This is a genomic window from Rahnella sp. PCH160 (assembly GCF_047784855.1).
GTDB lineage: Bacteria > Pseudomonadota > Gammaproteobacteria > Enterobacterales > Enterobacteriaceae > Rahnella.
Genome location: NZ_JBLOGT010000001.1, coordinates 2,917,506 through 2,939,253, shown reverse-complemented (window position 1 = coordinate 2,939,253; position 21,748 = coordinate 2,917,506). Strand labels below are relative to the sequence as shown.

The 21,748-nt window shown below is 54.1% G+C and carries 22 protein-coding genes, 1 pseudogene and 1 other annotated feature; of the genes and pseudogenes, 13 read left to right on the top strand and 10 right to left on the bottom strand.

The features are described from left to right. Window positions 1-378: 378 nt before the first annotated feature. Entirely contained in the window at window positions 379-630 is a 252-nt protein-coding gene (locus ACM5QY_RS13615) for a YciN family protein (protein ID WP_416121295.1), read from the top strand. Between the two features lie 115 nt (window positions 631-745). Here ACM5QY_RS13615 and sohB read toward each other — a convergent pair whose 3' ends face one another. After that, a complete protein-coding gene (gene sohB / locus ACM5QY_RS13610; protein ID WP_416121293.1) occupies window positions 746-1,789 on the bottom strand; it encodes a protease SohB in 1,044 nt (347 codons plus the stop codon). 358 nt (window positions 1,790-2,147) lie between these two features. On the opposite strand from sohB, the gene ACM5QY_RS13605 reads away from it, so the two are divergent. Both ACM5QY_RS13605 and cobO read left to right on the top strand, forming a co-directional pair. Then, window positions 2,148-2,909 carry a YciK family oxidoreductase gene (locus ACM5QY_RS13605; protein WP_416121291.1) on the top strand — a complete coding sequence of 254 codons (762 nt, stop codon included), beginning with the start codon at window positions 2,148-2,150 and terminating at the stop codon, window positions 2,907-2,909. 11 nt (window positions 2,910-2,920) lie between these two features. Then, a complete protein-coding gene (cobO, locus tag ACM5QY_RS13600; RefSeq protein ID WP_416121289.1) occupies window positions 2,921-3,511 on the top strand; it encodes a cob(I)yrinic acid a,c-diamide adenosyltransferase in 591 nt (196 codons plus the stop codon). Window positions 3,512-3,552: 41 nt separating this feature from the next. Here cobO and cobT read toward each other — a convergent pair whose 3' ends face one another. The 7 genes from cobT to rnm form a co-directional block, all read right to left on the bottom strand. Next, window positions 3,553-4,596, bottom strand: a complete 1,044-nt coding sequence (gene cobT, locus ACM5QY_RS13595) for a nicotinate-nucleotide--dimethylbenzimidazole phosphoribosyltransferase (protein WP_416121287.1) — start codon at window positions 4,594-4,596, stop codon at window positions 3,553-3,555. A gap of 26 nt (window positions 4,597-4,622) precedes the next feature. Further along, a complete protein-coding gene (gene cobC, locus ACM5QY_RS13590) occupies window positions 4,623-5,219 on the bottom strand; it encodes an alpha-ribazole phosphatase (RefSeq protein WP_416121285.1) in 597 nt (198 codons plus the stop codon). Between the two features lie 15 nt (window positions 5,220-5,234). After that, window positions 5,235-5,987 carry an adenosylcobinamide-GDP ribazoletransferase gene (gene cobS / locus ACM5QY_RS13585; RefSeq protein WP_416121283.1) on the bottom strand — a complete coding sequence of 251 codons (753 nt, stop codon included), beginning with the start codon at window positions 5,985-5,987 and terminating at the stop codon, window positions 5,235-5,237. 14 nt (window positions 5,988-6,001) lie between these two features. Next, on the bottom strand, window positions 6,002-6,556 hold the full coding sequence (gene cobU / locus ACM5QY_RS13580; RefSeq protein ID WP_416121281.1) for a bifunctional adenosylcobinamide kinase/adenosylcobinamide-phosphate guanylyltransferase: 555 nt from the start codon (window positions 6,554-6,556) through the stop codon (window positions 6,002-6,004). Between the two features lie 123 nt (window positions 6,557-6,679). Then, window positions 6,680-7,600, bottom strand: coding sequence for a 23S rRNA pseudouridine(2605) synthase RluB (gene rluB, locus ACM5QY_RS13575; RefSeq protein ID WP_226790068.1), 921 nt, complete (start codon window positions 7,598-7,600; stop codon window positions 6,680-6,682). Between the two features lie 582 nt (window positions 7,601-8,182). Then, window positions 8,183-8,803 (bottom strand): L-threonylcarbamoyladenylate synthase, encoded by a 621-nt coding sequence (locus ACM5QY_RS13570; RefSeq protein ID WP_416121279.1) that lies wholly within the window; start codon window positions 8,801-8,803, stop codon window positions 8,183-8,185. A gap of 71 nt (window positions 8,804-8,874) precedes the next feature. Beyond that, window positions 8,875-9,798: an RNase RNM gene (gene rnm / locus ACM5QY_RS13565; protein ID WP_416121277.1), complete on the bottom strand. Its 924-nt coding sequence runs from the start codon at window positions 9,796-9,798 to the stop codon at window positions 8,875-8,877. A 350-nt stretch (window positions 9,799-10,148) separates the two neighbouring features. Further along, window positions 10,149-10,251, top strand: a sequence feature (Trp leader region). Window positions 10,252-10,293: 42 nt separating this feature from the next. Between rnm and ACM5QY_RS13560 the strand changes: the two genes are divergently transcribed. The 6 genes and pseudogenes from ACM5QY_RS13560 to ACM5QY_RS13535 all read left to right on the top strand — a co-directional run bounded on the left by ACM5QY_RS13560 (window position 10,294) and on the right by ACM5QY_RS13535 (window position 17,421). Next, the gene (locus ACM5QY_RS13560; protein WP_416121275.1) at window positions 10,294-11,856 is read left to right on the top strand and encodes an anthranilate synthase component 1; all 1,563 of its coding nucleotides are present in this window, start codon (window positions 10,294-10,296) and stop codon (window positions 11,854-11,856) included. 1 nt (window position 11,857) lies between these two features. Further along, a pseudogene (trpD, locus tag ACM5QY_RS13555) lies at window positions 11,858-13,461 on the top strand (bifunctional anthranilate synthase glutamate amidotransferase component TrpG/anthranilate phosphoribosyltransferase TrpD). A gap of 3 nt (window positions 13,462-13,464) precedes the next feature. Then, window positions 13,465-14,829: a bifunctional indole-3-glycerol-phosphate synthase TrpC/phosphoribosylanthranilate isomerase TrpF gene (gene trpCF / locus ACM5QY_RS13550; RefSeq protein WP_416121273.1), complete on the top strand. Its 1,365-nt coding sequence runs from the start codon at window positions 13,465-13,467 to the stop codon at window positions 14,827-14,829. Window positions 14,830-14,872: 43 nt separating this feature from the next. After that, window positions 14,873-16,063 carry a tryptophan synthase subunit beta gene (trpB, locus tag ACM5QY_RS13545; RefSeq protein WP_416121271.1) on the top strand — a complete coding sequence of 397 codons (1,191 nt, stop codon included), beginning with the start codon at window positions 14,873-14,875 and terminating at the stop codon, window positions 16,061-16,063. Continuing rightward, complete coding sequence (gene trpA, locus ACM5QY_RS13540; RefSeq protein WP_416121269.1) at window positions 16,063-16,869, top strand: tryptophan synthase subunit alpha; 807 nt, start codon at window positions 16,063-16,065, stop codon at window positions 16,867-16,869. Before trpB ends, trpA begins: the two co-directional genes overlap by 1 nt. Before the next feature lie 237 nt (window positions 16,870-17,106). After that, window positions 17,107-17,421 carry a BON domain-containing protein gene (locus ACM5QY_RS13535; RefSeq protein WP_104921637.1) on the top strand — a complete coding sequence of 105 codons (315 nt, stop codon included), beginning with the start codon at window positions 17,107-17,109 and terminating at the stop codon, window positions 17,419-17,421. A gap of 96 nt (window positions 17,422-17,517) precedes the next feature. Here ACM5QY_RS13535 and ompW read toward each other — a convergent pair whose 3' ends face one another. Then, window positions 17,518-18,150 (bottom strand): outer membrane protein OmpW, encoded by a 633-nt coding sequence (ompW, locus tag ACM5QY_RS13530; RefSeq protein WP_104921636.1) that lies wholly within the window; start codon window positions 18,148-18,150, stop codon window positions 17,518-17,520. Between the two features lie 293 nt (window positions 18,151-18,443). Here ompW and ACM5QY_RS13525 point away from each other — a divergent pair, with 293 nt between their 5' ends. The 4 genes from ACM5QY_RS13525 (at window position 18,444) to yciA (ending at window position 20,848) form a co-directional block, all read left to right on the top strand. Continuing rightward, entirely contained in the window at window positions 18,444-18,845 is a 402-nt protein-coding gene (locus ACM5QY_RS13525) for a YkgJ family cysteine cluster protein (protein ID WP_416121267.1), read from the top strand. An 88-nt stretch (window positions 18,846-18,933) separates the two neighbouring features. Further along, the gene (locus tag ACM5QY_RS13520) at window positions 18,934-19,689 is read left to right on the top strand and encodes a YciC family protein (protein ID WP_416121265.1); all 756 of its coding nucleotides are present in this window, start codon (window positions 18,934-18,936) and stop codon (window positions 19,687-19,689) included. A 99-nt stretch (window positions 19,690-19,788) separates the two neighbouring features. After that, window positions 19,789-20,328, top strand: coding sequence for a septation protein A (locus ACM5QY_RS13515; protein ID WP_416121263.1), 540 nt, complete (start codon window positions 19,789-19,791; stop codon window positions 20,326-20,328). Window positions 20,329-20,407: 79 nt separating this feature from the next. Next, window positions 20,408-20,848, top strand: a complete 441-nt coding sequence (gene yciA, locus ACM5QY_RS13510; protein WP_104921632.1) for an acyl-CoA thioester hydrolase YciA — start codon at window positions 20,408-20,410, stop codon at window positions 20,846-20,848. Window positions 20,849-20,926: 78 nt separating this feature from the next. Here the strand turns inward: yciA and ACM5QY_RS13505 are convergent, their stop codons facing one another. Next, window positions 20,927-21,658 carry an energy transducer TonB gene (locus tag ACM5QY_RS13505; protein ID WP_416121261.1) on the bottom strand — a complete coding sequence of 244 codons (732 nt, stop codon included), beginning with the start codon at window positions 21,656-21,658 and terminating at the stop codon, window positions 20,927-20,929. Between the last annotated feature and the right edge of the window lie 90 nt (window positions 21,659-21,748).

Sequence of the window (21,748 nt, the reverse complement as noted above, 5' to 3'; positions counted from 1 at the left end):
ATATTGCGGCAGTGAGTCAGAACGTCAACTCATTTCTTTAAAAGAACGAGCGAACTGACTTCCCGAGGTTCAAAACACTGATTCTGCGAGGGATTAACCAGACAGGGTTCAGCAGAATGTGCTCTTTCCTATGTCAAATAATGACCAAGCGTAAACAAAACATTCCACCTGAAGCCACAAAATCCCACACTCTACCTGATAAAAATCGACACGCAAACTAATTAACACGGAAACGCCCTTTTCGCCAATGCGTTCAATCTTTACGGCGAATCGTTCAAATAATCACCACATTTTATAACCATTACCCACAGCCGATTTGCGGTTTTATCAGCGGCAGGATTACAATAACGTCAGCAATTATAGTGGGGAGTAAATATCATGCACGAAAATACATCGGCAGTGAGTCGCGAAGCTTTACTGGCAGAAGCGAATAAGGTTATCCGTGAGCACGATGAGTATCTTAGCGGAATGATCGCAACCGGGGTTGAACAGAAAGGCAATGTGCTGGTTTTTCGCGGTGAATTTTTCATGGATGAAAACGGTTTACCGACGCGAAAAACCACAGCGGTATTTAATATGTTTAAACACCTGGCCCATCTTTTTTCAGAAAAATACCATCTCGAAGATTGAGATAAAAACGCGGCAATAAAAGAAGGCGCAACCGGTTAACTATAGCGGTAAATCGACGCGATCAAAAAAGGGACCAAAGTCCCTTTTTCTTTGCACGTTTTATACGGTGAGGCGTTTACAGAAGCGGCTTCTGACTGCGCTGCAACCAGCGCAGGAACAGACGGTCTGCGCTTTCAGCTGCACTGCCCGTGAACCGGTCCATCATGCGTTTACGACGGGCATAACGAACCGCAATCACCTCATGATTTTTCATTTCCGCAATCAGCAAATCATCACTGGTGCCGATGGCGTCAATCAGGCCATTTTCACGCGCCTGCGTCCCAAACCAGTGTTCGCCGGTTGCCACGCTATCGATATCCAGCGACGGACGATTCTGATGCACAAATTCCTTGAACAGGACGTGCGTTTCGTTGAGATCCTCGCGGAATTTCTCACGCCCTTCTTCAGTGTTTTCACCGAGCAGCGTCAGGGTACGTTTGAATTCCCCCGCCGTGTGCAGTTCAATATCAATATCGTTCTTTTTCAATAAGCGGTTGAAGTTAGGGATCTGCGCAACTACGCCAATCGAACCGATAATGGCAAACGGCGCGGCGACGATGCGGTCGGCCACGCAGGCCATCATATATCCCCCGCTGGCGGCGACTTTATCTACCGCCACCGTCAGACGGATCCCACTCTGGCGCAAGCGAACCAGCTGCGAAGCGGCCAGACCGTAGCCGTGAACCACACCGCCCGGGCTTTCCAGACGCAACAGCACTTCATCTTCCGGTGTCACCACCGCAAGCACCGCAGAAATTTCTTCACGCAGTGAAGTCACTTCATGGGCATCCATACTGCCTTTGAAATCGAGAACATACAGGCAAGGTTTGGATTTAATGCCGCCCGATCTGGCCTGCTGCTTTTTCTGTTTCGCGTCCGCTTTATCCTTTTTCTTCAGTTCTTTACTGCGGATTTTCAGCTCCGCAGGACTCAGACGCGCGCTGCGCATTTCGCGCTGCATTTCGCGGTACTGCTCCCCTAAATCGACCAGCTGCAACTCACCTTTTCCGTGAGATTTGCGATGACGAAGGCCGACCACCAATACCACCAGCGCACCAATGGCGATCACTACGGTCACTACTTTGGCTAAAAACAGCCCATAAAGAGAAAGTAAATCCACAAAAAACCGCCTTTTCGATGTGGTAATAAAACCGTTATGAAAGATGCTGAACATTCTAGACAATCGGCGCTGCGGCGTCTTGTTCGAAGATGACATCATGCCAGAGACTAAAAGTGAGTGCGCCATTGTTCCAATTTTGTTACAAAAGAGCTGTCCGTTTTTGGGTTAATCGTTGAAACTCCTGCCCATTTAAGGCATATAACCGGTGATCATTCCCGAAAAACGCCGAATTCACGTCAAAATGTCGGACTCAGGTCGAGCGCAATTTCTCCCGTTTCCGGCATTTTTGATATTCATCGCGCCTGATGTGACGCCGGCCATTGCCGCCACATCCTGGCCCGAATTATGAGGACCGACCATGCATTATCATCCGAAATCTGACTTGCTCAACAACCGCATTATTCTCGTCACCGGCGCGGGTGACGGCATCGGCCGCGAAGCGGCGCTGACCTACGCCCGCTTTGGGGCACAGGTCATTTTACTCGGCCGCACCGAAAGCAAACTGGCCAGCGTTCAGCAGGAAATTGCCGCCAGAAATCTGCGCCCTGCCTTTATTTATGCGCTCGATTTACTGACCGCCAGCGAGCAGGATTGCCAGCACGTCGCCCGCCAGATTGCCGAATGGGTGCCGCATCTCAACGGCGTATTGCACAACGCCGGGCTGCTGACAGAAATTACGCCGATGGCCGACATTGAGTTGCAAGACTGGATGAACGTTATGCAGGTGAACGTCAACGCGACGTTTATGCTGACGCAGGCCTTATTGCCGCTGCTGCTCAAATCCGCCAGTGCCTCGCTGGTGTTCACCACCTCCAGCGTCGGGCGCGAAGGCCGCAGTGGCTGGGGCGCTTACGCGGTATCGAAATTCGCCACCGAAGGCATGATGCAGGTGCTGGCCGAAGAGCATAAACACACCGGATTGCGCGTGAACTGCATCAATCCGGGCGGAACCCGCACCGGCATGCGTGCGTCGGCGTTCCCCGATGAAAACAAAGATAAGCTCAAGACACCGGCTGACATTATGCCGTTGTATCTCTATCTGATGGGCGATGACAGCCGTCGTAAAACCGGCATCAGCTTTGATGCCCAGCCAGGTCGTAAAGCCGGTCCAGCTGAATAACGGAGCCAAAAATGACTGAAGATCGCCACAAACAGCGCCAGCAAAAGCTGAAAGAACAGGTCGATGCACGCATTGACGCGGCAAAAGAACAGCGCGGAATTTTGATTGTGTTTACCGGCAACGGTAAAGGCAAAACCACGGCCGCTTTCGGGACCGTCACCCGCGCGGTCGGGCACGGAATGCGTGCGGCGGTGATTCAGTTTATTAAAGGTGAATGGCCGAACGGCGAGAAGAATCTGCTGGAACCGCACGGCGTCGAATTTCAGGTGATGGCGACCGGTTTTACCTGGGAAACGCAGAATAAAGAAACGGATACCACCGCCTGTCAGGCCGTCTGGCAGCACGGAAAACGGATGCTGGCCGATACCTCTTTAGATCTCGTGGTGCTCGATGAACTGACGTACATGGTCAGTTTCGGCTATCTGGATTTACAAGAAGTGATTGATGCTCTGAATGCGCGTCCGGCGCACCAGACGGTGGTGATCACCGGCCGCGGCTGCCATCGGGATCTGCTGGAGCTGGCGGATACCGTCAGCGAACTGCGTCCGGTGAAACATGCTTTTGATGCGGGCATTATGGCGCAGCAGGGCATCGACTGGTAACACCCTGTTTTGCTTTTAAACGTAAGCTTTAAATCTAAGTTTCAAAGCGTTATCTGACACTCCGCCAGCGTCGCCATTTCATTGTGAATCGCGCAGGCGGCATCAATCAGCGGTAATGCCAGCGCGGCACCGCTGCCTTCGCCCAGACGCAGACTCAGGTCAAAATACGGTTGCAGACCCAGCGCCTCAAGGGCAATTTTCGCGCCCTGCTCTGCCGAAAGGTGCGACGGAATAAGATACGATTTCAGCGCCGGTGCAATCTGGCAGGCCGCCAGCGCCGAGGCGTAAGACAGGAAACCATCCAGCACCACCGGGATCCCCGCTGCGGCCGCGCCGATCATTGCGCCCGCCATACCGACAAGCTCAAACCCGCCGACTTTCGCCATGACATCCAGCGCATCCGCAGCGTCCGGCTGATTCACCTCTATGGCTTTTTCCACCACGCTGATTTTATGAGCCAGCCGATCCGGCGGAAGATTTGCCCCCAGCCCGACCGTTTGCGCAGGTGCCGCGCCGGTCAGCACCGCGACCATCGCGGCGGCAGGAGTAGTATTCGCCATGCCCAGCTCACCGACCGCCAGCAGAGACAACCCGCTTTCGGCCTTCGCAATGACGCGCTCAGCGCTCCAGATCAGCAACGATTCAGCCTGTTCACGGGTCATCGCCGGGCCGGTGGCAATATTGCCGGTGCCCTGCGCGACTTTGTGGCTGAGCGTGCCGGGAATATCCGGGCCGAGGATCCCGCAATCCACCAGCGTGACCTGCGCACCGGCGTTACGCGCCAGCACAGAAACACCGGCTTTACCCTGCACAATATTGACGGCCTGAATCGCGGTCACGACTTGCGGCGAAGGCGTCACGCCTTCCTGCCACACACCGTGATCGGCGGCCATTACCAGAATTTCTTTGCTGGGGAACTTCAGCGGTTCTTTGCCGCGAATCGACGCCAGCTGTATAGCCAGTTGCTCCAGACGCCCGAGACTGCCCAACGGTTTAACCAGGCTATCCAGACGTTGTGCGGCAGACCGTGCGGCGTCTGCATCGGGTTGTGCAATCTGACGGATGATATTTGCCAGCGAAGCCATCGGTGTTCCTTATCGTAATTAAAAAGTTAAATGCCGCTGTCGTTAAAGCGCTGGATAACACAGGCACCCGGACTTAAATCGATTTCGCACAGGCAGCCTTGTTTAAACGGAAAGCGCCACATGTCGGCGGGAGCGAGTTTCAGCATCATCGCCAGCAACAGGCTGAGTGAACCCTGATGCGCCACAATGGCCACGCGATTTTCCTGCGGACGCAGATGAATTTGCTGCAACGCCTGACGGATCCGCCCGGTGAATTCAGTGAACGATTCGCCCTGAGGCACGGCGGCCTTCTGCCAGTCCTGACACCATTGCTGATAGCCCTGCGCCTCCGAGGCTTCCAGCTCTTTATGATGGCGCATTTCCCATTCACCGAATCCCATTTCTCTCAGAAGCGGCTGGGCTTCCACGGAGATTCCACGGCCATTAACAATAAATTCTGCCGTGGCCTGACTGCGCCGCATACCGGAGTGAATCACGCAATCGAGCGGCGTTTCAGCCAGCTGGCAGGCGACGTGCTGCGCCTGTGTTTCGCCTTGTGCCGTCAGCGCGATATCGCTGCTGCCGCAAAAAACGCCATCGACGTTAGCCTGAGTTTGTCCGTGTCTGATCAGATACAGTTTCATTTATTTTTCCGGGTCTCAGTGCCATAGAAGGAAGAACAAAAATGCCAGTTCGCTTAATTCACAGGCCGCGCCTAACGTGTCACCGGTTTGTCCGCCGATCCGGCTGGCGACAAAACGGCGGAAGGCGAAGGTAAAGCACAGCGTCACCAGCAGGGCAAACAGCGTGGTGAAACCGGCAATGAACAGAACCAGCGCGGTCATCAGCACCAGCGTTGCATAAAAACGCCCTTCGCTGATTTTGCCGATAAACAGATTGCCCATGCCCGATTCACGGGCGTAAGACTGCCTGAACATCATGACGGATATCATTCCCCGCCCGACAACCGGCGTCACGACCAGCACCGCAAACACTGCCTGCCCGTCGGCGCTTAACTGATAAATCAGCACCGTACGCAGCAAAATCGCGACAATCAGCGCCAGTGCGCCGTTAGTGCCAATGCGGCTGTCGCGCATAATCTCCAGAATGCGTTCACGGCTGCGCACAGAAAACAGCCCGTCGCAGGTATCCGCCAGACCGTCAAGATGCAGTGCGCCGGTCAGCAAAATGTGAGCGATAACGGCCGCAACCGCCGCCGTAAATCCGCCGACGTGCAGCACCAGAATCCCCCAGACCAGCGCGGAAAGCAGGCCGACAACCAGCCCGACGAAAGGGAAACACACAATGCCGCGCGGATAATCTTTCATTTCAACGCCGTCACACCAGCGTTCTTTTACCGGTATGCGGGTGAGGAACTGCAACGTCGCGAGAAACAGACGCCATGTCATCATCGTAATATCCTTTTTTACGCAGAAGTTTTTACCGGCACCGGGATCCCGGAAACCACCAGATAAACGTCATCTGCCGCAGCCGCCAGTTGCTGGTTCACCCGCCCGGCGATGTCACGAAAGCGCCGCGACAAAAGATTATCCGGCACAATCCCCATGCCGACTTCATTGGTGACAATAATCACTTCCGATTCACAATGCTGCGCGGCATCAGTCAGATCAGCGATTTGCGTCAGAATATGTTGTTCGATGGCGATGAAATCCATCGCTTCCGGATCGGATTCACCGCCTATATCAAACAGCAGATTGGTAATCAGCGTTGTAATGCATTCAATAACGATCGTCGGAAATTCAGCCCGCTTCAGGCGCACAACGTCGCCTAAATCACGGTGACCTTCAAATGTGTGCCAGTGCGCCGGACGCTGCTGCCGGTGGAAGCGGATCCGCTCGGCCATTTCTGCATCAGTCACCGCAGACGTGGCGATATACAACACGTCTCCGCCCCGCTTTTCTGCGATCTGTTCGGCAAAACGGCTTTTACCACTGCGCGCGCCGCCGGTAATCAGCATCATAATCGGCTCCCTTTGGGTTAAGCGAACAATCACGTTTCGCCCTGATTTTTGAGCAAAAAAAAACCGCAGCCGGTGAGGGCTGCGGTTGATGAGCATAACGGTTAGCGGTTCGCTTGTCAGCGATTAACCCCGTTTTGCCGGGCCGGTCGTGCGACGAGCCGGAGCTACCGACGTGTGGCGCTTAACGGCGCGACGGATCTGGTTGGCTTTCACACGACGACGATCGCGCTCAACCGGCAGCTTGCTGACGGTTTCTTCGGTCATATCGACCAGTGTGCGCAGATAGTTAATGTCCGGCAGATCCAGCTCTTTATAGCCGCCGCGAGGCAGGCCTTTAGGCAGGTTCAGATCACCGTAACGCACGCGGATCAGACGACTGACCTGGACGCCAACGGCTTCCCACAGACGACGAACTTCACGGTTACGCCCTTCTGTCAGGGTCACGTTGTACCACTGGTTCAGGCCTTCGCCGCCCTGGAACTTGATGGAGCGGAAAGCGGCCGGGCCGTCTTCCAGCTGCACGCCACGGCTCAGTTGTTTGATTTTTTCATCATCAACCTGACCGAATACGCGTACCGCATACTCACGTTCCACTTCACGGCTCGGGTGCATCAGGCGGTTAGCCAGTTCACCGTCGGTGGTGAATAACAGCAGACCCGACGTGTTGACGTCCAGACGACCGACGGCAATCCAGCGTGAACCGCGCATTTTCGGCAAGCGGTCAAACACGGTCGGACGCCCTTCCGGATCACTGCGCGTACACAGTTCGCCTTCGGGCTTGTAGTACGCCAGCACGCGGCAGACGGTGTCCTGAGACTCCATTACCGACAGAACGTGGCCGTCGAGACGAATTTTCGTCCCGCCGGTCACTTCAACACGATCGCCCAACGTCGCGATTTTGCCGTCAACGCTGACACGGCCAGCCTGGATCATCGCTTCAACTTCACGACGTGAACCGTGGCCCGCACGTGCGAGAACTTTCTGGAGTTTTTCAGTTTGCCCTTCGGTGCTGTCCAGCGCGTTTTTCGGCTTCTGGTACTTCACTTCTTCTTCGTCACCGTTTTCATCAAACAGTGCTTCAGCATTAGGCTTGGCGCCACGCGGTTTCAGCGGACGCTTTTTATCATCGCGCGCGTTGTCCGGACGAGCCGGTTTACCCATGCGGGGTTTTTCAATGCGGGAATCAGAACGTGAATCGCTGCGACCTGCATCGGCACGCGGTTTATCGCTGCGCGGCTTGTCAGAACGTGGCTTATCGCTACGTGGCTTTTCGGTACGTGGCTTTTCGCCACGCTTTTCAGCCCGCGACGGTTCCGGACGGCTTTTCGCTGCGCCGGAATTTCTGCCGCTTTTAGGCTTGTCACCAGACGAACGTGCCGGTTTGGATTTGTCGCTGGTGTGCTTCTGGGAATTATACTTCTCGCTCATTGAGCAGCCTCATTTGTCGCCTTCACAGGCGTCGGGGGGAGCCGGCAGCACAATGTGACCCATTGTCTGCCCGCCAAAATTCGTTTATTGCGCTTGAATACAATGACTTGCAAAAAAGTCAGCCCGCCATTATACACATTTATCCCCAATTTGTATCCTGCTAAGGGATTTACGGGCTGATTATTTTTCCACCAGTGGTTAGCGGAACGGCGTCGGATCGCCCGCGCCTTCACGGACCACTTCCGGTGTTGATTCGGTCAGGTCGATGACCGTGGTCGGTTGTTGCCCCAGCGAACCGCCGTCAATCACCAGATCGACCAGTTTGCCCAGACGATCTTTGATGTCTTCCGGGTCAGATTCTGCAAAATCATTGCCCGGCAGCATCAGCGTGGTGGACATCAGCGGTTCACCCAGCGCGTCGAGCAGTGCAATCGCAATCGGGTTGGACGGCACGCGTAAACCGATCGTCTTACGCTTTTCACTCATCAACCGGCGCGGCACTTCTTTCGTCGCTTTCAGAATGAACGTGTAGTTGCCCGGCGTGTTATTTTTGATCAGACGGAAAGCCGGATTATCCACGTATGCGTAAGTGGACAGCTCGGACAAATCGCGGCAGACCAGCGTAAAATTGTGGTTGCCGTCGAGCTGACGGATACGGCAAATGCGCTCCATTGCATTCTTTTCTTCCAGGCGACAGCCCAGCGCATAACCCGAATCTGTCGGATATACGATCACATTCCCTTTGCGCAGTAATTCAACCGCCTGACTGATCAGACGTGGCTGCGGATTTTCAGGGTGAATATAGAAATATTGACTCATTTGTTCCTCTCAATTCTTTTCAGGTCTGCCCTCTGTAACGTCATCTTAAAAATGACGTCAAAAAGCAGGCATCAGACCCGTTCAATTTCAGGCTTTTCTGCGGCTACCGGCCAGTGCTGCCACACCGGTTCCACGCCTGCGGGAAGCCAAAGTTTGCGCCCCAGCTCAATCCACGAGCAGGGCTGATGGAAATCAGAACCTTGCGAGGCCAGCAAATGATAATCGCGGGCATAGGCCGCCAGCTGTGCGCGTTCGTTCGGCGCCTGCTGGCACTGCGCGACTTCCATCGCATCACCGCCCTGCTCAGCAAAATACGCCAGCAGACGTTTCAGCCATTTGGTCGACAGGTCATAACGCCCCGGATGCGCGACGACGGCCTGCCCGCCAGACTGATGAATGGCCTCGACAGATTGTTCTATTGTACACCACTGTGGCGGAACGTAGCCGGTCTTGCCCTTGGCGAGATACTTTTTGAAGACCTGCGCGATGTTATCCGCTGCGCCAAATTCGACCAGATAGCGTGCAAAGTGAGCGCGGGTTACCGCACCGCCCTGCGCAAGACGCAGTGCCCCTTCCCATGCGCCTTCAATGCGCGCTTTCGCCAGCCTGTGGCCCATTTCCTGTGCGCGCTGCTGGCGCAATTCGGCCTGGCTTTTGAGCAAACTCACCATCGCCGGATGTGCCGGATCAATCCCTAATCCGACGATATGAATCTCGTGGTTTTCCCACAGCGTGGAAATCTCGACACCGTTCACCAGTTGCAGCGGAAGTTGCAGGCTGGCAATCGCCTGCGCCGCACGCGCCAGTCCTTCTGTGCTGTCGTGATCGGTGATCGCCAGAACGCCAACCCGCATTTCAACGGCGCGGGCCACCAGCGCTTCGGGCGTTAAATAGCCGTCCGAAGCCGTCGTGTGGCTGTGGAGATCGTAAATCTTGAATGCAGTGCCGGAGGTCTGATCGTCTGCTGAGGGTGAAGCTGTTGTTGGCGAAGTCATCGTCACGTCGGGGATTTAACCTGTTTCTGAATGCAGTACTTATCATAACGCGTTAGCGCTGTGCCCGTTAGGGATGATTTCACCGGGTTTTTACGCACGGTTACGGTGCGATAACAATTTGGTCGCACTAAAGATGTGAAATCAGCCAAATTGAGGGTTGACTTTGCCTTCATGAACTAGTTTACTAGTACGCAAGTTCACGGGATGATTCAGAAATTATCAGCGTGACAAACAAATTCAGAAAGTTTAGGTTTTAAGAACGACGGGTTGTAAAGACGACCATTTTTAAAACGATAGCTTTCCCAAACTTAAAAGAGTGTCTGATGATGAAAATTCACATGATGGCGGTTCTCAGCTGGTGGCGTGCTTCCCCTTGTCGGGCGGAGTAATCACGCATAGCTGTCATCAGACGCTGCAAGATTTCCGAAGCCCGCTTAACGCGGGCTTTTTTGTGGCCGTCTGTTTGAAAATGTTCAGAAAATTTCAGGAAGCAAAATGACTATTCAAAAACCACGTTTAGAATTGCTGACCGCACAGGGATGTTACCGCGGCGATCCAACGGCCATTTTCCATCAGCTGTGCGGCGCACGTCCGGCGACCCTGCTGCTGGAATCCTCGGAAGTGACCAGTAAGGAAAACCTGAAGAGCCTGTTGATTGTTGACAGCGCCCTGCGCATCACCGCGCTGGGTTCCCGGGTTTCCATTCAGGCACTGACCCCCAACGGTGCATCTTTACTGCCGCTGATTGACCGCGCGTTGCCGTCTGAAATCCGCAATGACGTTCGTCCGAATGGCCGCGAACTGAATTTCCCGGCGATTGACCAGATGCAGGACGAAGATGCCCGTCTGCGTTCCCGCTCTGTTTTCGACGCCCTGCGCAGCATTCTGACTTCGGTGGAATCCCCGGCACAAGAGCGCGAAGCGATGTTCCTCGGTGGCCTGTTTGCTTATGACCTGGTCGCCGGTTTCGAAGATTTGCCGCAGTTAGCCTCTGACCAGCGTTGCCCGGATTTCTGCTTCTATCTGGCGGAAACCCTGCTGGTGCTCGATCACCAGAACCGCACCTGCCGTTTGCAGTCGAGCCTGTTTACGCCATCTTCTGAGGAAAAACAGCGTCTGCACGAACGCCTGGAACAGCTGCAACACCAGCTCCAATTGCCGCCACACGCCATCCCGCACCAGAGCGTGCCGGAAATGCAACTGAGCGTGAACCAGAGCGATGAAGTGTTTGGTGCCGTGGTTGAGAAAATGAAAGTGGCGATCCGCGCCGGTGAAATTTTCCAGGTGGTGCCGTCACGCCGTTTCTCCCTGCCGTGCCCTGCTCCGCTCGCGGCCTACGAAACGCTGAAAAACAACAATCCAAGCCCGTACATGTTCTTCATGCAGGACAACGATTTCACGCTGTTCGGCGCGTCACCGGAAAGCGCACTGAAATACGATGCGACTAACCGTCAGATTGAAATTTACCCGATTGCCGGTACACGTCCGCGTGGCCGCCGCGCTGACGGTTCGCTGGATTTGGATCTCGACAGCCGCATCGAACTGGAAATGCGCACCGACCATAAAGAGCTGGCCGAACATCTGATGCTGGTAGATTTAGCGCGTAACGATCTGGCGCGTATCTGCGAGCCAGGCAGCCGTTATGTGGCTGACCTGACCAAAGTTGACCGTTACTCCTTCGTGATGCATCTGGTATCCCGCGTTGTCGGCACGCTGCGCGCAGACCTCGACGTGCTGCACGCTTATCAGGCCGTGATGAATATGGGCACGCTGACCGGTGCACCAAAAGTCCGCGCCATGCAGCTGATTTCTGCGTCAGAGCAAACCCGTCGCGGCAGTTACGGCGGCGCAGTGGGCTACTTCACCGCACACGGTGATCTGGATACCTGCATCGTGATCCGCTCAGCCTACGTGGAAGACGGCATCGCCACCGTTCAGGCGGGCGGCGGCGTGGTCCTCGATTCCGTACCGCAAGCCGAAGCTGACGAAACCCGTAATAAAGCCCGTGCCGTGCTGCGCGCCATCGCCACTGCCCACAATGCGAAAGAGGTATTTTAAGATGGCCGACATTTTACTCATCGATAACGTGGATTCCTTTACGTACAACCTGGTCGATCAGCTGCGCTCCAGCGGCCATAACGTGGTGATTTACCGCAATCAGATCCCGGCTGACGTGATTATCGAAAAACTCAGCCAGCTGGAAAAACCGATACTGGTGCTCTCGCCGGGGCCGGGTACGCCGTCTGAAGCGGGTTGTATGCCGGAACTGCTGAAACGTCTGCGCGGGCAGTTGCCGATTATCGGTATCTGCCTCGGACATCAGGCGATTGTAGAAACCTACGGCGGTTTCGTCGGTCAGGCGGGTGAAATCCTGCACGGTAAAGCCTCTTCTATTACGCATGACAACGAAGCGATGTTTGCGGGCATGAACAATCCGCTGCCGGTGGCGCGTTATCACTCACTGGTCGGCAGTCAGATCCCGGAAGGGCTGACCGTTAACGCCCGCTACGGCGATATGGTGATGGCGGTGCGCCACGAAGAAGATCGCGTTTGCGGCTTCCAGTTCCATCCGGAATCCATTTTAACTTCGCAGGGCGCACGTCTGCTTGAGCAGACACTCGCCTGGGCTTTGGCGTAAGGAGAACTGTCATGAAAACGCAAACTATCCCCGGCATTCTCGAAAATCTGTATCAGGCTCAGGCGATGACAGAGGAAGAAAGTCAGCAGTTATTCACCGCCATCGTGAACGGTGAGCTGGAACCCGCCCAGTTAGCGGCGGCGCTGATCAGCATGAAAGTGCGCGGCGAGCAGCCCGCTGAAATCGCCGGTGCCGCAAAAGCATTACTGGCACACGCCGAGCCGTTCCCGCGCCCTGATTATCCGTTTGCGGATATTGTCGGCACCGGCGGCGACGGCACCAACAGCATCAATATCTCCACCGCCAGCGCCTTTGTGGCGGCAGCCTGTGGCGCACGTGTGGCTAAACACGGCAACCGCAGCGTGTCCAGCCGTTCAGGTTCGTCGGATTTACTGGCTGCTTTCGGCATTCGTCTGGATATGCCTGCGGAAGAATCCCGCGCCGCCCTGGACGATTTGAGTGTGTGCTTCCTGTTCGCGCCGCAATACCACACCGGTTTCCGCCACGCGATGCCGGTGCGTAAAGCGCTGAAAACACGCACGCTGTTTAACGTGCTCGGCCCGCTGATTAACCCGGCGCGTCCGCCGCTGGCACTGATTGGCGTGTACAGCCCGGAACTGGTGAAGCCGATTGCGGAAACCCTGCGCGCGCTCGGTTATCAACGTGCGGCGGTGGTTCACGGCGGCGGAATGGATGAAGTGGCAATTCACTCGGCAACACAGGTCGCTGAACTGAAAGACGGCGAAATCACCACCTATGAAGTGACGCCACAGGACTTCGGGCTGGACAATTATCCGATCGAATCCCTGCTGGGCGGCGAGCCGGAAGAAAACCGTGACATTCTGGCACGCTTATTACAAGGTAAAGGTGATCCCGCCCATGAAGCCGCGGTAGCCGTCAATGTGGCGATGTTACTGCGTCTTTTCGGTCAGGAAGATTTGAAGCAAAACGCTCAACAGGCTTTAGATGTCATGCGCAGCGGTGAACCCTACCAGCGCGTGATTGCATTGGCAGCAAGAGGATAAGTGATGCAGCAGGAAACCGTGCTCCACAAGATTGTTCGCGACAAGGAAATTTGGGTCGCGGCACGCAAAGAACAACAACCGCTGGCCAGCTTTCAGAACGAAATAACACAGAGCCAGCGCAGTTTCTACGATGCGCTTCAGGGCGCAAGAACGGCTTTTATTCTTGAGTGCAAGCAGGCCTCTCCTTCGAAAGGAAAGATCCGCGAGAACTTTGATCCGGTAGAAATCGCCGGCGTTTACAAAAACTACGCCTCAGCCATTTCCGTTCTGACGGATGAAAAATACTTCCAGGGCAGCTTTGATTTTCTGCCGCTGGTGAGCAAAACCGTTACGCAGCCGGTGTTGTGTAAAGACTTTATTATCGACCCGTATCAGATTCATCTGGCACGTTTTTATCAGGCCGATGCCATTTTGCTGATGCTGTCCGTGCTTACCGATGAACAATATGTGCAGCTCGCCGCCGTCGCGCACAGCCTGAATTTGGGCGTGCTGACCGAAGCCAGTAATGAAGAAGAGCTGGAACGTGCGGTGAATCTGAAAGCGAAAGTGGTCGGTATTAATAATCGTGATTTACGCGATCTGTCCATTGACCTGAACCGTACGCGTGAACTGGCACCCCGCGTGCCGCACGGTGTGACGGTCATCAGCGAATCCGGCATTAATACCTACGGCCAGATCCGCGAACTCAGCCGCTTTGCCAACGGTTTCCTGATTGGCAGCGCGCTGATGTCAGAACCCGATCTGAACACCGCCGTCAGCCGCGTTTTACTCGGCGAGAACAAAGTGTGCGGTCTGACCCGCGCGCAGGATGCGAAAGCCGCGCATGACGCCGGCGCGATTTACGGCGGGCTGATTTTTGTCGACGCCTCACCGCGCTTCGTGACACAGCCGCAGGCGAAAGAAGTGCAAAACGGCGCACCGCTGAAATACGTCGGCGTGTTCCGTGATGCACAACTGGCCGGGGTCGTGCAAACCGCTCAGACGCTGAATCTCACCGCAGTACAGCTTCATGGCGATGAAGATCAGGCCTATATCGACGCCCTGCGCAGTGAGCTGCCTTCTGCGGTGCAGATCTGGAAAGCGCTGAGCGTGAAGGACAGCATGCCGGCACGCAGTCTGAATCACGTTGACCGTTACGTTCTCGATAACGGCAAAGGCGGAACCGGACATCGTTTTGACTGGAGCAAACTGGCCGGGCAAGACCTGAGCAATGTTCTGCTGGCCGGTGGCCTGAGTGCCGATAACTGCGTCGAGGCCGCGCAGCTTGGTTGTGCGGGTCTGGATTTCAATTCAGGCGTTGAGAGCGCACCGGGCATAAAAGACGCGGGTAAAATTACCGCCGTATTCCAGACATTGCGGGCTTATTAATTCCCCGCAATGACGCAAAAATTGACAGACAGGATGGAATCACATGACTTTACTTAATCCCTACTTCGGCGAATTTGGCGGCCAGTACGTCCCGCAAATTCTGATGCCTGCACTGGCGCAGCTGGAAGAAGCTTTTGTCAGCGCACAGCGCGACCCGGTGTTTCAGGCTGAATTTATCGATTTACTGAAAAACTATGCAGGACGCCCGACGGCGCTGACGCTGTGCAAAAACCTGACCGCTGGCACCAAAACCAAACTGTATCTGAAACGCGAAGACCTGCTGCACGGCGGCGCACACAAAACGAACCAGGTGCTGGGTCAGGCGTTGCTCGCTAAACGTATGGGTAAAACTGAGATTATCGCCGAAACCGGTGCCGGTCAGCACGGCGTGGCATCCGCTCTGGCCTGTGCCCTGCTCGGCCTGAAATGCCGCATTTATATGGGTGCCAAAGACATTGAACGCCAGTCGCCGAACGTGTTCCGTATGCGTCTGATGGGTGCAGAAGTGATACCGGTTCACAGCGGTTCCTCCACGCTGAAAGATGCCTGTAACGAGGCACTGCGCGACTGGTCTGGCAGCTACGAAACCGCCCACTATATGCTGGGAACCGCGGCGGGCCCGCATCCGTATCCGACGATTGTGCGTGAATTCCAGCGCATGATCGGCGAAGAAACCAAAGTGCAAATGCAGGAACGCGAAGGCTGCCTGCCGGATGCTGTTATCGCCTGCGTCGGCGGTGGTTCTAACGCCATCGGCATGTTTGCGGATTTTATCGATGACACGAGCGTGAAGCTGATTGGTGTTGAACCGGGCGGTCTGGGTATTGAAACCGGACAACACGGCGCGCCGCTCAAACACGGTCATGTCGGCATCTATTTCGGAATGAAAGCGCCGATGATGCAGACCTCAGAAGGCCAGATTGAAGAATCTTATTCGATTTCTGCCGGTCTGGATTTCCCGTCAGTCGGGCCGCAGCATGCTTTCCTTAACAGCATCGGCCGTGCGGAATACGTGTCGATTACCGATGAAGAGGCGCTGGACGCCTTTAAAGAATTGTCCCGCCATGAAGGGATTATTCCTGCGCTGGAATCTTCGCACGCGCTGGCTTATGCACTGAAACTCATCAAGGAAACGCCAGAGAAAGAACAAATTCTGGTGGTGAATCTGTCAGGTCGCGGCGACAAAGATATTTTCACCGTACATGACATCCTGACTGCCCGGGGAGAAATTTAATGGAACGTTATCAGCAATTATTCAAGCGTCTGGAAAGCAAAAAAGAAGGTGCCTTTGTTCCCTTCGTGACGCTGGGGGATCCGGGCGCTGAGCTGTCACTGTCGATCATCGACACGCTGATTGAAGCCGGTGCCGATGCGCTGGAGTTGGGCATTCCGTTCTCTGACCCGCTGGCTGACGGCCCGACCATTCAGAACGCAAACCTGCGCGCGTTCGCCGCCGGTGTGACGCCAACACAATGTTTCAATCTGCTGGCACGCATTCGTGAAAAACATCCGGATATCCCGATTGGCCTGCTGATGTACGCCAACCTGGTGTTCCATAACGGCATCGAAACCTTTTACCAGCGTTGCGCCGAAGTGGGCGTTGACTCTGTGCTGGTGGCGGATGTGCCATTTGAAGAATCTGCGCCGTTCCGCGCGGCGGCACTGCGTCATAACATCGCGCCGATCTTCATCTGCCCGCCGAATGCGTCAGACGATCTGCTGCGTGAGATTTCCTCTCATGGCCGTGGCTACACCTATTTGCTGTCACGCGCCGGTGTGACCGGGACCGAGAAACGCGCACTGACGCCGCTCAATCATCTGGTTGACAAGCTGCGTGAATATCACGCCGCGCCGCCTTTGCAGGGCTTTGGTATCTCTGAACCTTCACAGGTGAAAGAGACACTGGCTGCGGGTGCTGCGGGTGCGATTTCCGGTTCCGCGACGGTGCGCATTATCGAAAATAATCTGCATCAGCCTTCAGAAATGCTGGCTCAGCTTTCCCGTTTCGTCAGTGAAATGAAAGCCGCCACCCGCACTTAATCCCGCGTATTTCTGCCAGACAGGACCTGACTCATCTTCTGACTCGGGTTCTGTTTCTTTAAAATGCTTATGTTTTTTTCGCCATTCGATTTGTATAAACCCCGCCAATAATCCAAACTAAAATCACTCGGCAAATCAATGGCAATACAGTTGCCCAAGGTGTTGTTTGTCTGAGTCCTGAACGGGTGAATACAGATCAATCCTTTTGGTTTTATAACAAAGCATGGAGAGTTATTTATGAAGCTATTCAAGACATTGTCCGCTTTCTGCATGGCTGCTGTGGTCGTCATGGCTGTTGCTGCCTGCGCACCGACAAAAAAATCAGAAGGAACAGGTGGTTACATCGATGACACCGTAGTCACCACAAAAGTGAAATCCGCCCTGCTGGCAGATAAAACCATCAAATCAACAGAAATCAGCGTTGAGACCTTCAAAGGCCGCGTTCAGTTAAGTGGCTTCGTGACATCAACGGCGGATGCCAACCGTGCGGTTCAGGTGACACGTGGCGTGGCGGGTGTGCGTTCCATTGAGAACGACATGCGGGTCAAATAATCAGAAACGTTTCTGATGCAATGCGAAGAGGCGCCTGAGCGCCTCTTTTTTATGCCCTGTGTTTCAGGCAATACGTCTGATGCATTGCGGGCAACATCAGAAACGATAGCCGACGCCAAACATAAAGACCCACGGGTCAATCCGGGTGTTGATGTTTTGCTGCTCGCCGCCCGCTTTGAATTTAACTTCTGTATCGATATCCATCCACCAGACGGACATGTTGATCAGCCAGTTATCATTGAGGTTGTAATCCAGACCGGCCTGCGTAGCCACGCCCCAGGAATCCTTAACGCTCAGGTCAGAAAGCCCCGCATCCTGTCCGGTCTGGTTGAATTTCGTATCAAAGAACGTGGTGTAGTTGATACCCAAACCGAGGTACGGACGCAACTTGTCACGCTTGTCCCCGAAGTAGTATTGCGCCATGAGTGACGGCGGCAACTGTTTCACTTCGGCGATGGTCCCGGTGCTTTTCAGACCGATTTTATGCTGGAACGGCGTCGCTGCCAGCAACTCCATCCCAATGTTGTCGGTGAACATATACCCGAACGTCAAACCCATCTGCGTATTGTTATTGATATTAAAAGAACCCAGCCCCAGCACGTTGTCTGAACCTGCGGTTGGACGAACGGTTGCTGTGCCGACGCGAACAATCACATCCCCTGCTTCATGTGCGCTGGCGATTGCCGGAAATGCGGCTGCTGCCACTAATGCCCAATGTGCTGCTTTCATTATCCCTTCCCTTTGTATGGATTATTTATTGACCGCGCGAATGATACCCACTCTTTGGTAGGGTTTGATCAATGCGGGATCACATCTTTAAAACAATTTTTCGGAAAATGCATCTTTCTCAATCCGATCTAAATCGCTAAAAACAAAGGAATTGATCTACATCAAAAACGAGGGATTTTTACTGTTTCACAAAAGCATCAAATTTCGATTGCTTAAAAAAATACCGATACGTAGTTTGCCTGTACCCGGTTGTTTTTGGTTTGATACCGTCAAGGAGTCGGTAGCTTCCCAAGATGAGCGAAATTAATAATCCCTGTATGACCTGTGGCGCATGCTGCGCCTATTTCCGTGTTTCATTTTATTGGGCTGAATCTGAAGAGGCTGGCGGCGTTGTTGCGCAGGCGCTGACGGAGCAGGTCACGCCTTTTTTGAGCTGCATGAAAGGCACCAACAGCAAGACGCCTCGCTGTGTGGCTCTGGAAGGGGAAGTGGGACAATCGGTCTCCTGTTCTGTTTACCTTAACCGCCCGACGCCCTGCCACGAATTTGATCAGTCAGGGCTGAACGGTGTTGGCAATCCGGCCTGCGATCGCGCGCGCGGGCATTTCGGGCTGCCGCCGCTGGAACTGGATGTACCGATGATTGATCTCAGTGCTTTTGCACGGGCACCGTCGGCGTTTCATCGGGCTGACTGACAGGAAGTCAGCGCAAAAGTATCGGCGGGGGCACATTACAGGTTACAATCCACGCCTTGTTATTTTTAGCTTGTGCCAAGGAGCGTCCATGTCTATCACGGCCAGTACATTGTACCGTGACAGTTATAATTTTATGCGCAATCAGCTCGGTAGCGTTTTTTCGCTTTCCGTTCTGGCCGCATTAATTACCGTCATATTGAGCTGGATTTTAAGCCCGTCAGCCGATCAGCTTGATGCTATCGGGCAACTTATGAACAACATGGCGGGCATGAGCGTCGCCGATATGATGGGTTTCATTGAACAGCAGGTCACGCCTGAACAGCAAAGTGCCATTTTCCGTTACAGCATTGCGGCTCTGTTTTCGACGCTGGCAGGAAATGTCATTCTGGTTGGCGGTATCCTCACGTTGATCCAACTGGTTTCTCAGGGCGTTCGCGCAAGCGTCACTCAGGTCGTGACCGCTTCGTTGCCGGTGCTTCCGCGCTTAATCATTTTGCTGTTCGTCTTCAGCATCATGTTCCGTCTCGGTCTGGCGCTGCTTTTCGTTCCTGCGTTCCTGATTGCCATTGCCTGGTCAATGTCGCCAATCATTGCCTGCAAAGAACAGGTCGGGATGTTTAAAGCAATGCGCCTGAGTACCCGTCTGGCCTTTACCCATGTGCGGCTGGTGGCACCGGGTGTTTTGCTGTGGATCCTGGCGCAGGTGGTGCTGATGCTTTTCGTGGGCGTATTAAGTGCCCTGAATCCGATGATCAGCGCTGTCATTTTTGGCGCACTCAGCAATGTTATCACGGCATTTATCCTGATTTATCTGTTCCGTCTTTACATGAAATTACAGGATTAATAGAGACATAACTTTTTCAGGGGCGCTGTGGCGCCCTTTTCTTTTGTCCGGTAAATGATTCCGGTATAGTCATCCCATACATAAAACATGGAATGAAGTATGAAGCAGCTCCTCGATTTTCTTCCCCTGGTTGTCTTTTTTGTGGTTTATAAGCTTTACGACATTTTTGTCGCTTCAGGCGCGTTGATCGCTGCCACTGCACTGGCGTTAGTCATCACCTGGGTGGTGTACCGCAAAATTGAAAAAATGACGTTAATCACCTTCGCCATGGTGGCTGTTTTTGGCACCCTGACGCTGGTCTTCCATAATGATGAATTCATTAAATGGAAAGTGACGGTCATTTATGTTCTGTTCTCCGGCGCTTTACTGGTCAGCCAACTGGTGATGAAAAAGCCGTTAATTCAGCGGATGCTGGGTAAAGAACTGACGCTGCCTGACCACGTCTGGAATAAACTCAATGTCAGTTGGGCAATCTTTTTCCTGCTGTGCGGTCTGGCAAATATCTACGTGGCGTTCTGGCTCCCGCAGAATATCTGGGTTAACTTCAAAGTGTTCGGGCTTACCGTTCTGACGCTGGTCTTCACGCTGTTAAGCGGCATCTACATTTACCGGCATATGCCGGATGATGAAAAAAAATAAGCATTCTTCTGCACGGGCCTTCATTTGAAGGCCTTCGTTGTTTTGAATAAAAACATTGATCACTGTGAAGCAATCAAACATGAACGAAAAACAGAGTTTACCCAATGGTGAGATGGTGCTGCGCACGCTGGCAATGCCTGCGGACACCAATGCGAACGGCGATATCTTTGGCGGATGGCTGATGTCACAGATGGATATGGGCGGCGCGATCCAGGCGAAGGAAATCGCCAAAGGCCGCGTGGTGACGGTTCGTGTCGACGGCATGACATTCCTCAAGCCGGTCGCTGTCGGTGACGTGGTGTGTTGTTACGCGCGCTGTATCCGCACCGGCAACAGCTCGATCACCATCAACGTGGAAGTATGGGTGAAGAAAGTCTCTTCTGAACCTATCGGACAGCGCTACAGAGCCACTGAAGCGGTGTTTACCTACGTGGCAGTGGATGAATCCGGAAAATCCCGTCAGTTGCCTGATGGACGCAGCAATTTCAGTGTCGATTCTGGCGGTGTTTCTCAGGATTGATCCGAATACGCAGTGCGTGAACGAAAAAGGTCGCCCGAGAGGCGACCTTTTTTATGGAGCAACGGGCATGATGCCGCTTTATTCGACGGTGGTGCCGCCTTTGATTTTGAACACCAGGTTAACCACTAAGTTGCTGGCCGCCTTCGGTTCATAACGCCATTTCCCCATCGCCTGTTTTACTTCACGCTCAAACATGTTGCGCGGCTCAGCAGAAAGAACGCGGACATTTTGAACCCGCCCATCGCTGTCCACATCAAACTGAACACGGACGCGCCCTTCAATACGCAGCGCCAGCGCGCGCGCCGGATACATCGGTTCGCCACGTTGTAACGGACGCGGCCCGGTATTGCTCTGCGCATTGGTTGACGCAGGCGGCTGGCTCACGGGCTTCGTGACCGGCTGGTTGCTGGTGACGGGCGCGGTTTGTAACGTTTGCAGCGGTTTTTCCACCGGACGTTCGACCGGTTTCACTTTTGGTTTCACAACCGGTTTTTTCACCGGTTTAGGTTTAGGCTTCGGCGGTTCCGGGATCACAACCGCTTCCGGCGGCGGTGGCGGCTCGGGCACCACTTCCGGCTCAGGCTCGGGTTCCGGCGGTGTAGGCTCAGGCTGTGGCGGCGGCGGAGGTGGCGCAAAGTCAGCCGGGTTGACCATCGTCACACTCATGACTTTTTGTTCCTGCGTCGGCAACTTGATTGACTCACCGACCGCCATGTACAAAACACCCGCAATAACAGCCATGTGCAAAGTGACAGAAAGAACGGCAGGCAACGTAACCTTGCGGATAAATCTAAACTTTTTTAGCGGCATAATGATTCATTTTCCCCGTGAAGCCGCAAGTTTAAATGTAAATAGCAATCATATTCAACACCGAGATGACAACTATTCTCAAATAACCTT

What these genes read in the sequence shown, in the direction of transcription:
- ACM5QY_RS13615 (WP_416121295.1), top strand. Translation starts at nt 379, where the DNA reads ATGCACGAAAATACATCGGCAGTGAGTCGCGAAGCTTTACTGGCAGAA.
- ACM5QY_RS13605 (WP_416121291.1), top strand. Translation starts at nt 2,148, where the DNA reads ATGCATTATCATCCGAAATCTGACTTGCTCAACAACCGCATTATTCTC.
- cobO (WP_416121289.1), top strand. Translation starts at nt 2,921, where the DNA reads ATGACTGAAGATCGCCACAAACAGCGCCAGCAAAAGCTGAAAGAACAG.
- cobT (WP_416121287.1), bottom strand. Translation starts at nt 4,596, where the DNA reads ATGGCTTCGCTGGCAAATATCATCCGTCAGATTGCACAACCCGATGCA.
- cobC (WP_416121285.1), bottom strand. Translation starts at nt 5,219, where the DNA reads ATGAAACTGTATCTGATCAGACACGGACAAACTCAGGCTAACGTCGAT.
- cobS (WP_416121283.1), bottom strand. Translation starts at nt 5,987, where the DNA reads ATGATGACATGGCGTCTGTTTCTCGCGACGTTGCAGTTCCTCACCCGC.
- cobU (WP_416121281.1), bottom strand. Translation starts at nt 6,556, where the DNA reads ATGATGCTGATTACCGGCGGCGCGCGCAGTGGTAAAAGCCGTTTTGCC.
- ACM5QY_RS13570 (WP_416121279.1), bottom strand. Translation starts at nt 8,803, where the DNA reads ATGAGTCAATATTTCTATATTCACCCTGAAAATCCGCAGCCACGTCTG.
- rnm (WP_416121277.1), bottom strand. Translation starts at nt 9,798, where the DNA reads ATGACTTCGCCAACAACAGCTTCACCCTCAGCAGACGATCAGACCTCC.
- ACM5QY_RS13560 (WP_416121275.1), top strand. Translation starts at nt 10,294, where the DNA reads ATGACTATTCAAAAACCACGTTTAGAATTGCTGACCGCACAGGGATGT.
- trpCF (WP_416121273.1), top strand. Translation starts at nt 13,465, where the DNA reads ATGCAGCAGGAAACCGTGCTCCACAAGATTGTTCGCGACAAGGAAATT.
- trpB (WP_416121271.1), top strand. Translation starts at nt 14,873, where the DNA reads ATGACTTTACTTAATCCCTACTTCGGCGAATTTGGCGGCCAGTACGTC.
- trpA (WP_416121269.1), top strand. Translation starts at nt 16,063, where the DNA reads ATGGAACGTTATCAGCAATTATTCAAGCGTCTGGAAAGCAAAAAAGAA.
- ACM5QY_RS13535 (WP_104921637.1), top strand. Translation starts at nt 17,107, where the DNA reads ATGAAGCTATTCAAGACATTGTCCGCTTTCTGCATGGCTGCTGTGGTC.
- ompW (WP_104921636.1), bottom strand. Translation starts at nt 18,150, where the DNA reads ATGAAAGCAGCACATTGGGCATTAGTGGCAGCAGCCGCATTTCCGGCA.
- ACM5QY_RS13525 (WP_416121267.1), top strand. Translation starts at nt 18,444, where the DNA reads ATGAGCGAAATTAATAATCCCTGTATGACCTGTGGCGCATGCTGCGCC.
- ACM5QY_RS13520 (WP_416121265.1), top strand. Translation starts at nt 18,934, where the DNA reads ATGTCTATCACGGCCAGTACATTGTACCGTGACAGTTATAATTTTATG.
- ACM5QY_RS13515 (WP_416121263.1), top strand. Translation starts at nt 19,789, where the DNA reads ATGAAGCAGCTCCTCGATTTTCTTCCCCTGGTTGTCTTTTTTGTGGTT.
- yciA (WP_104921632.1), top strand. Translation starts at nt 20,408, where the DNA reads ATGAACGAAAAACAGAGTTTACCCAATGGTGAGATGGTGCTGCGCACG.
- ACM5QY_RS13505 (WP_416121261.1), bottom strand. Translation starts at nt 21,658, where the DNA reads ATGCCGCTAAAAAAGTTTAGATTTATCCGCAAGGTTACGTTGCCTGCC.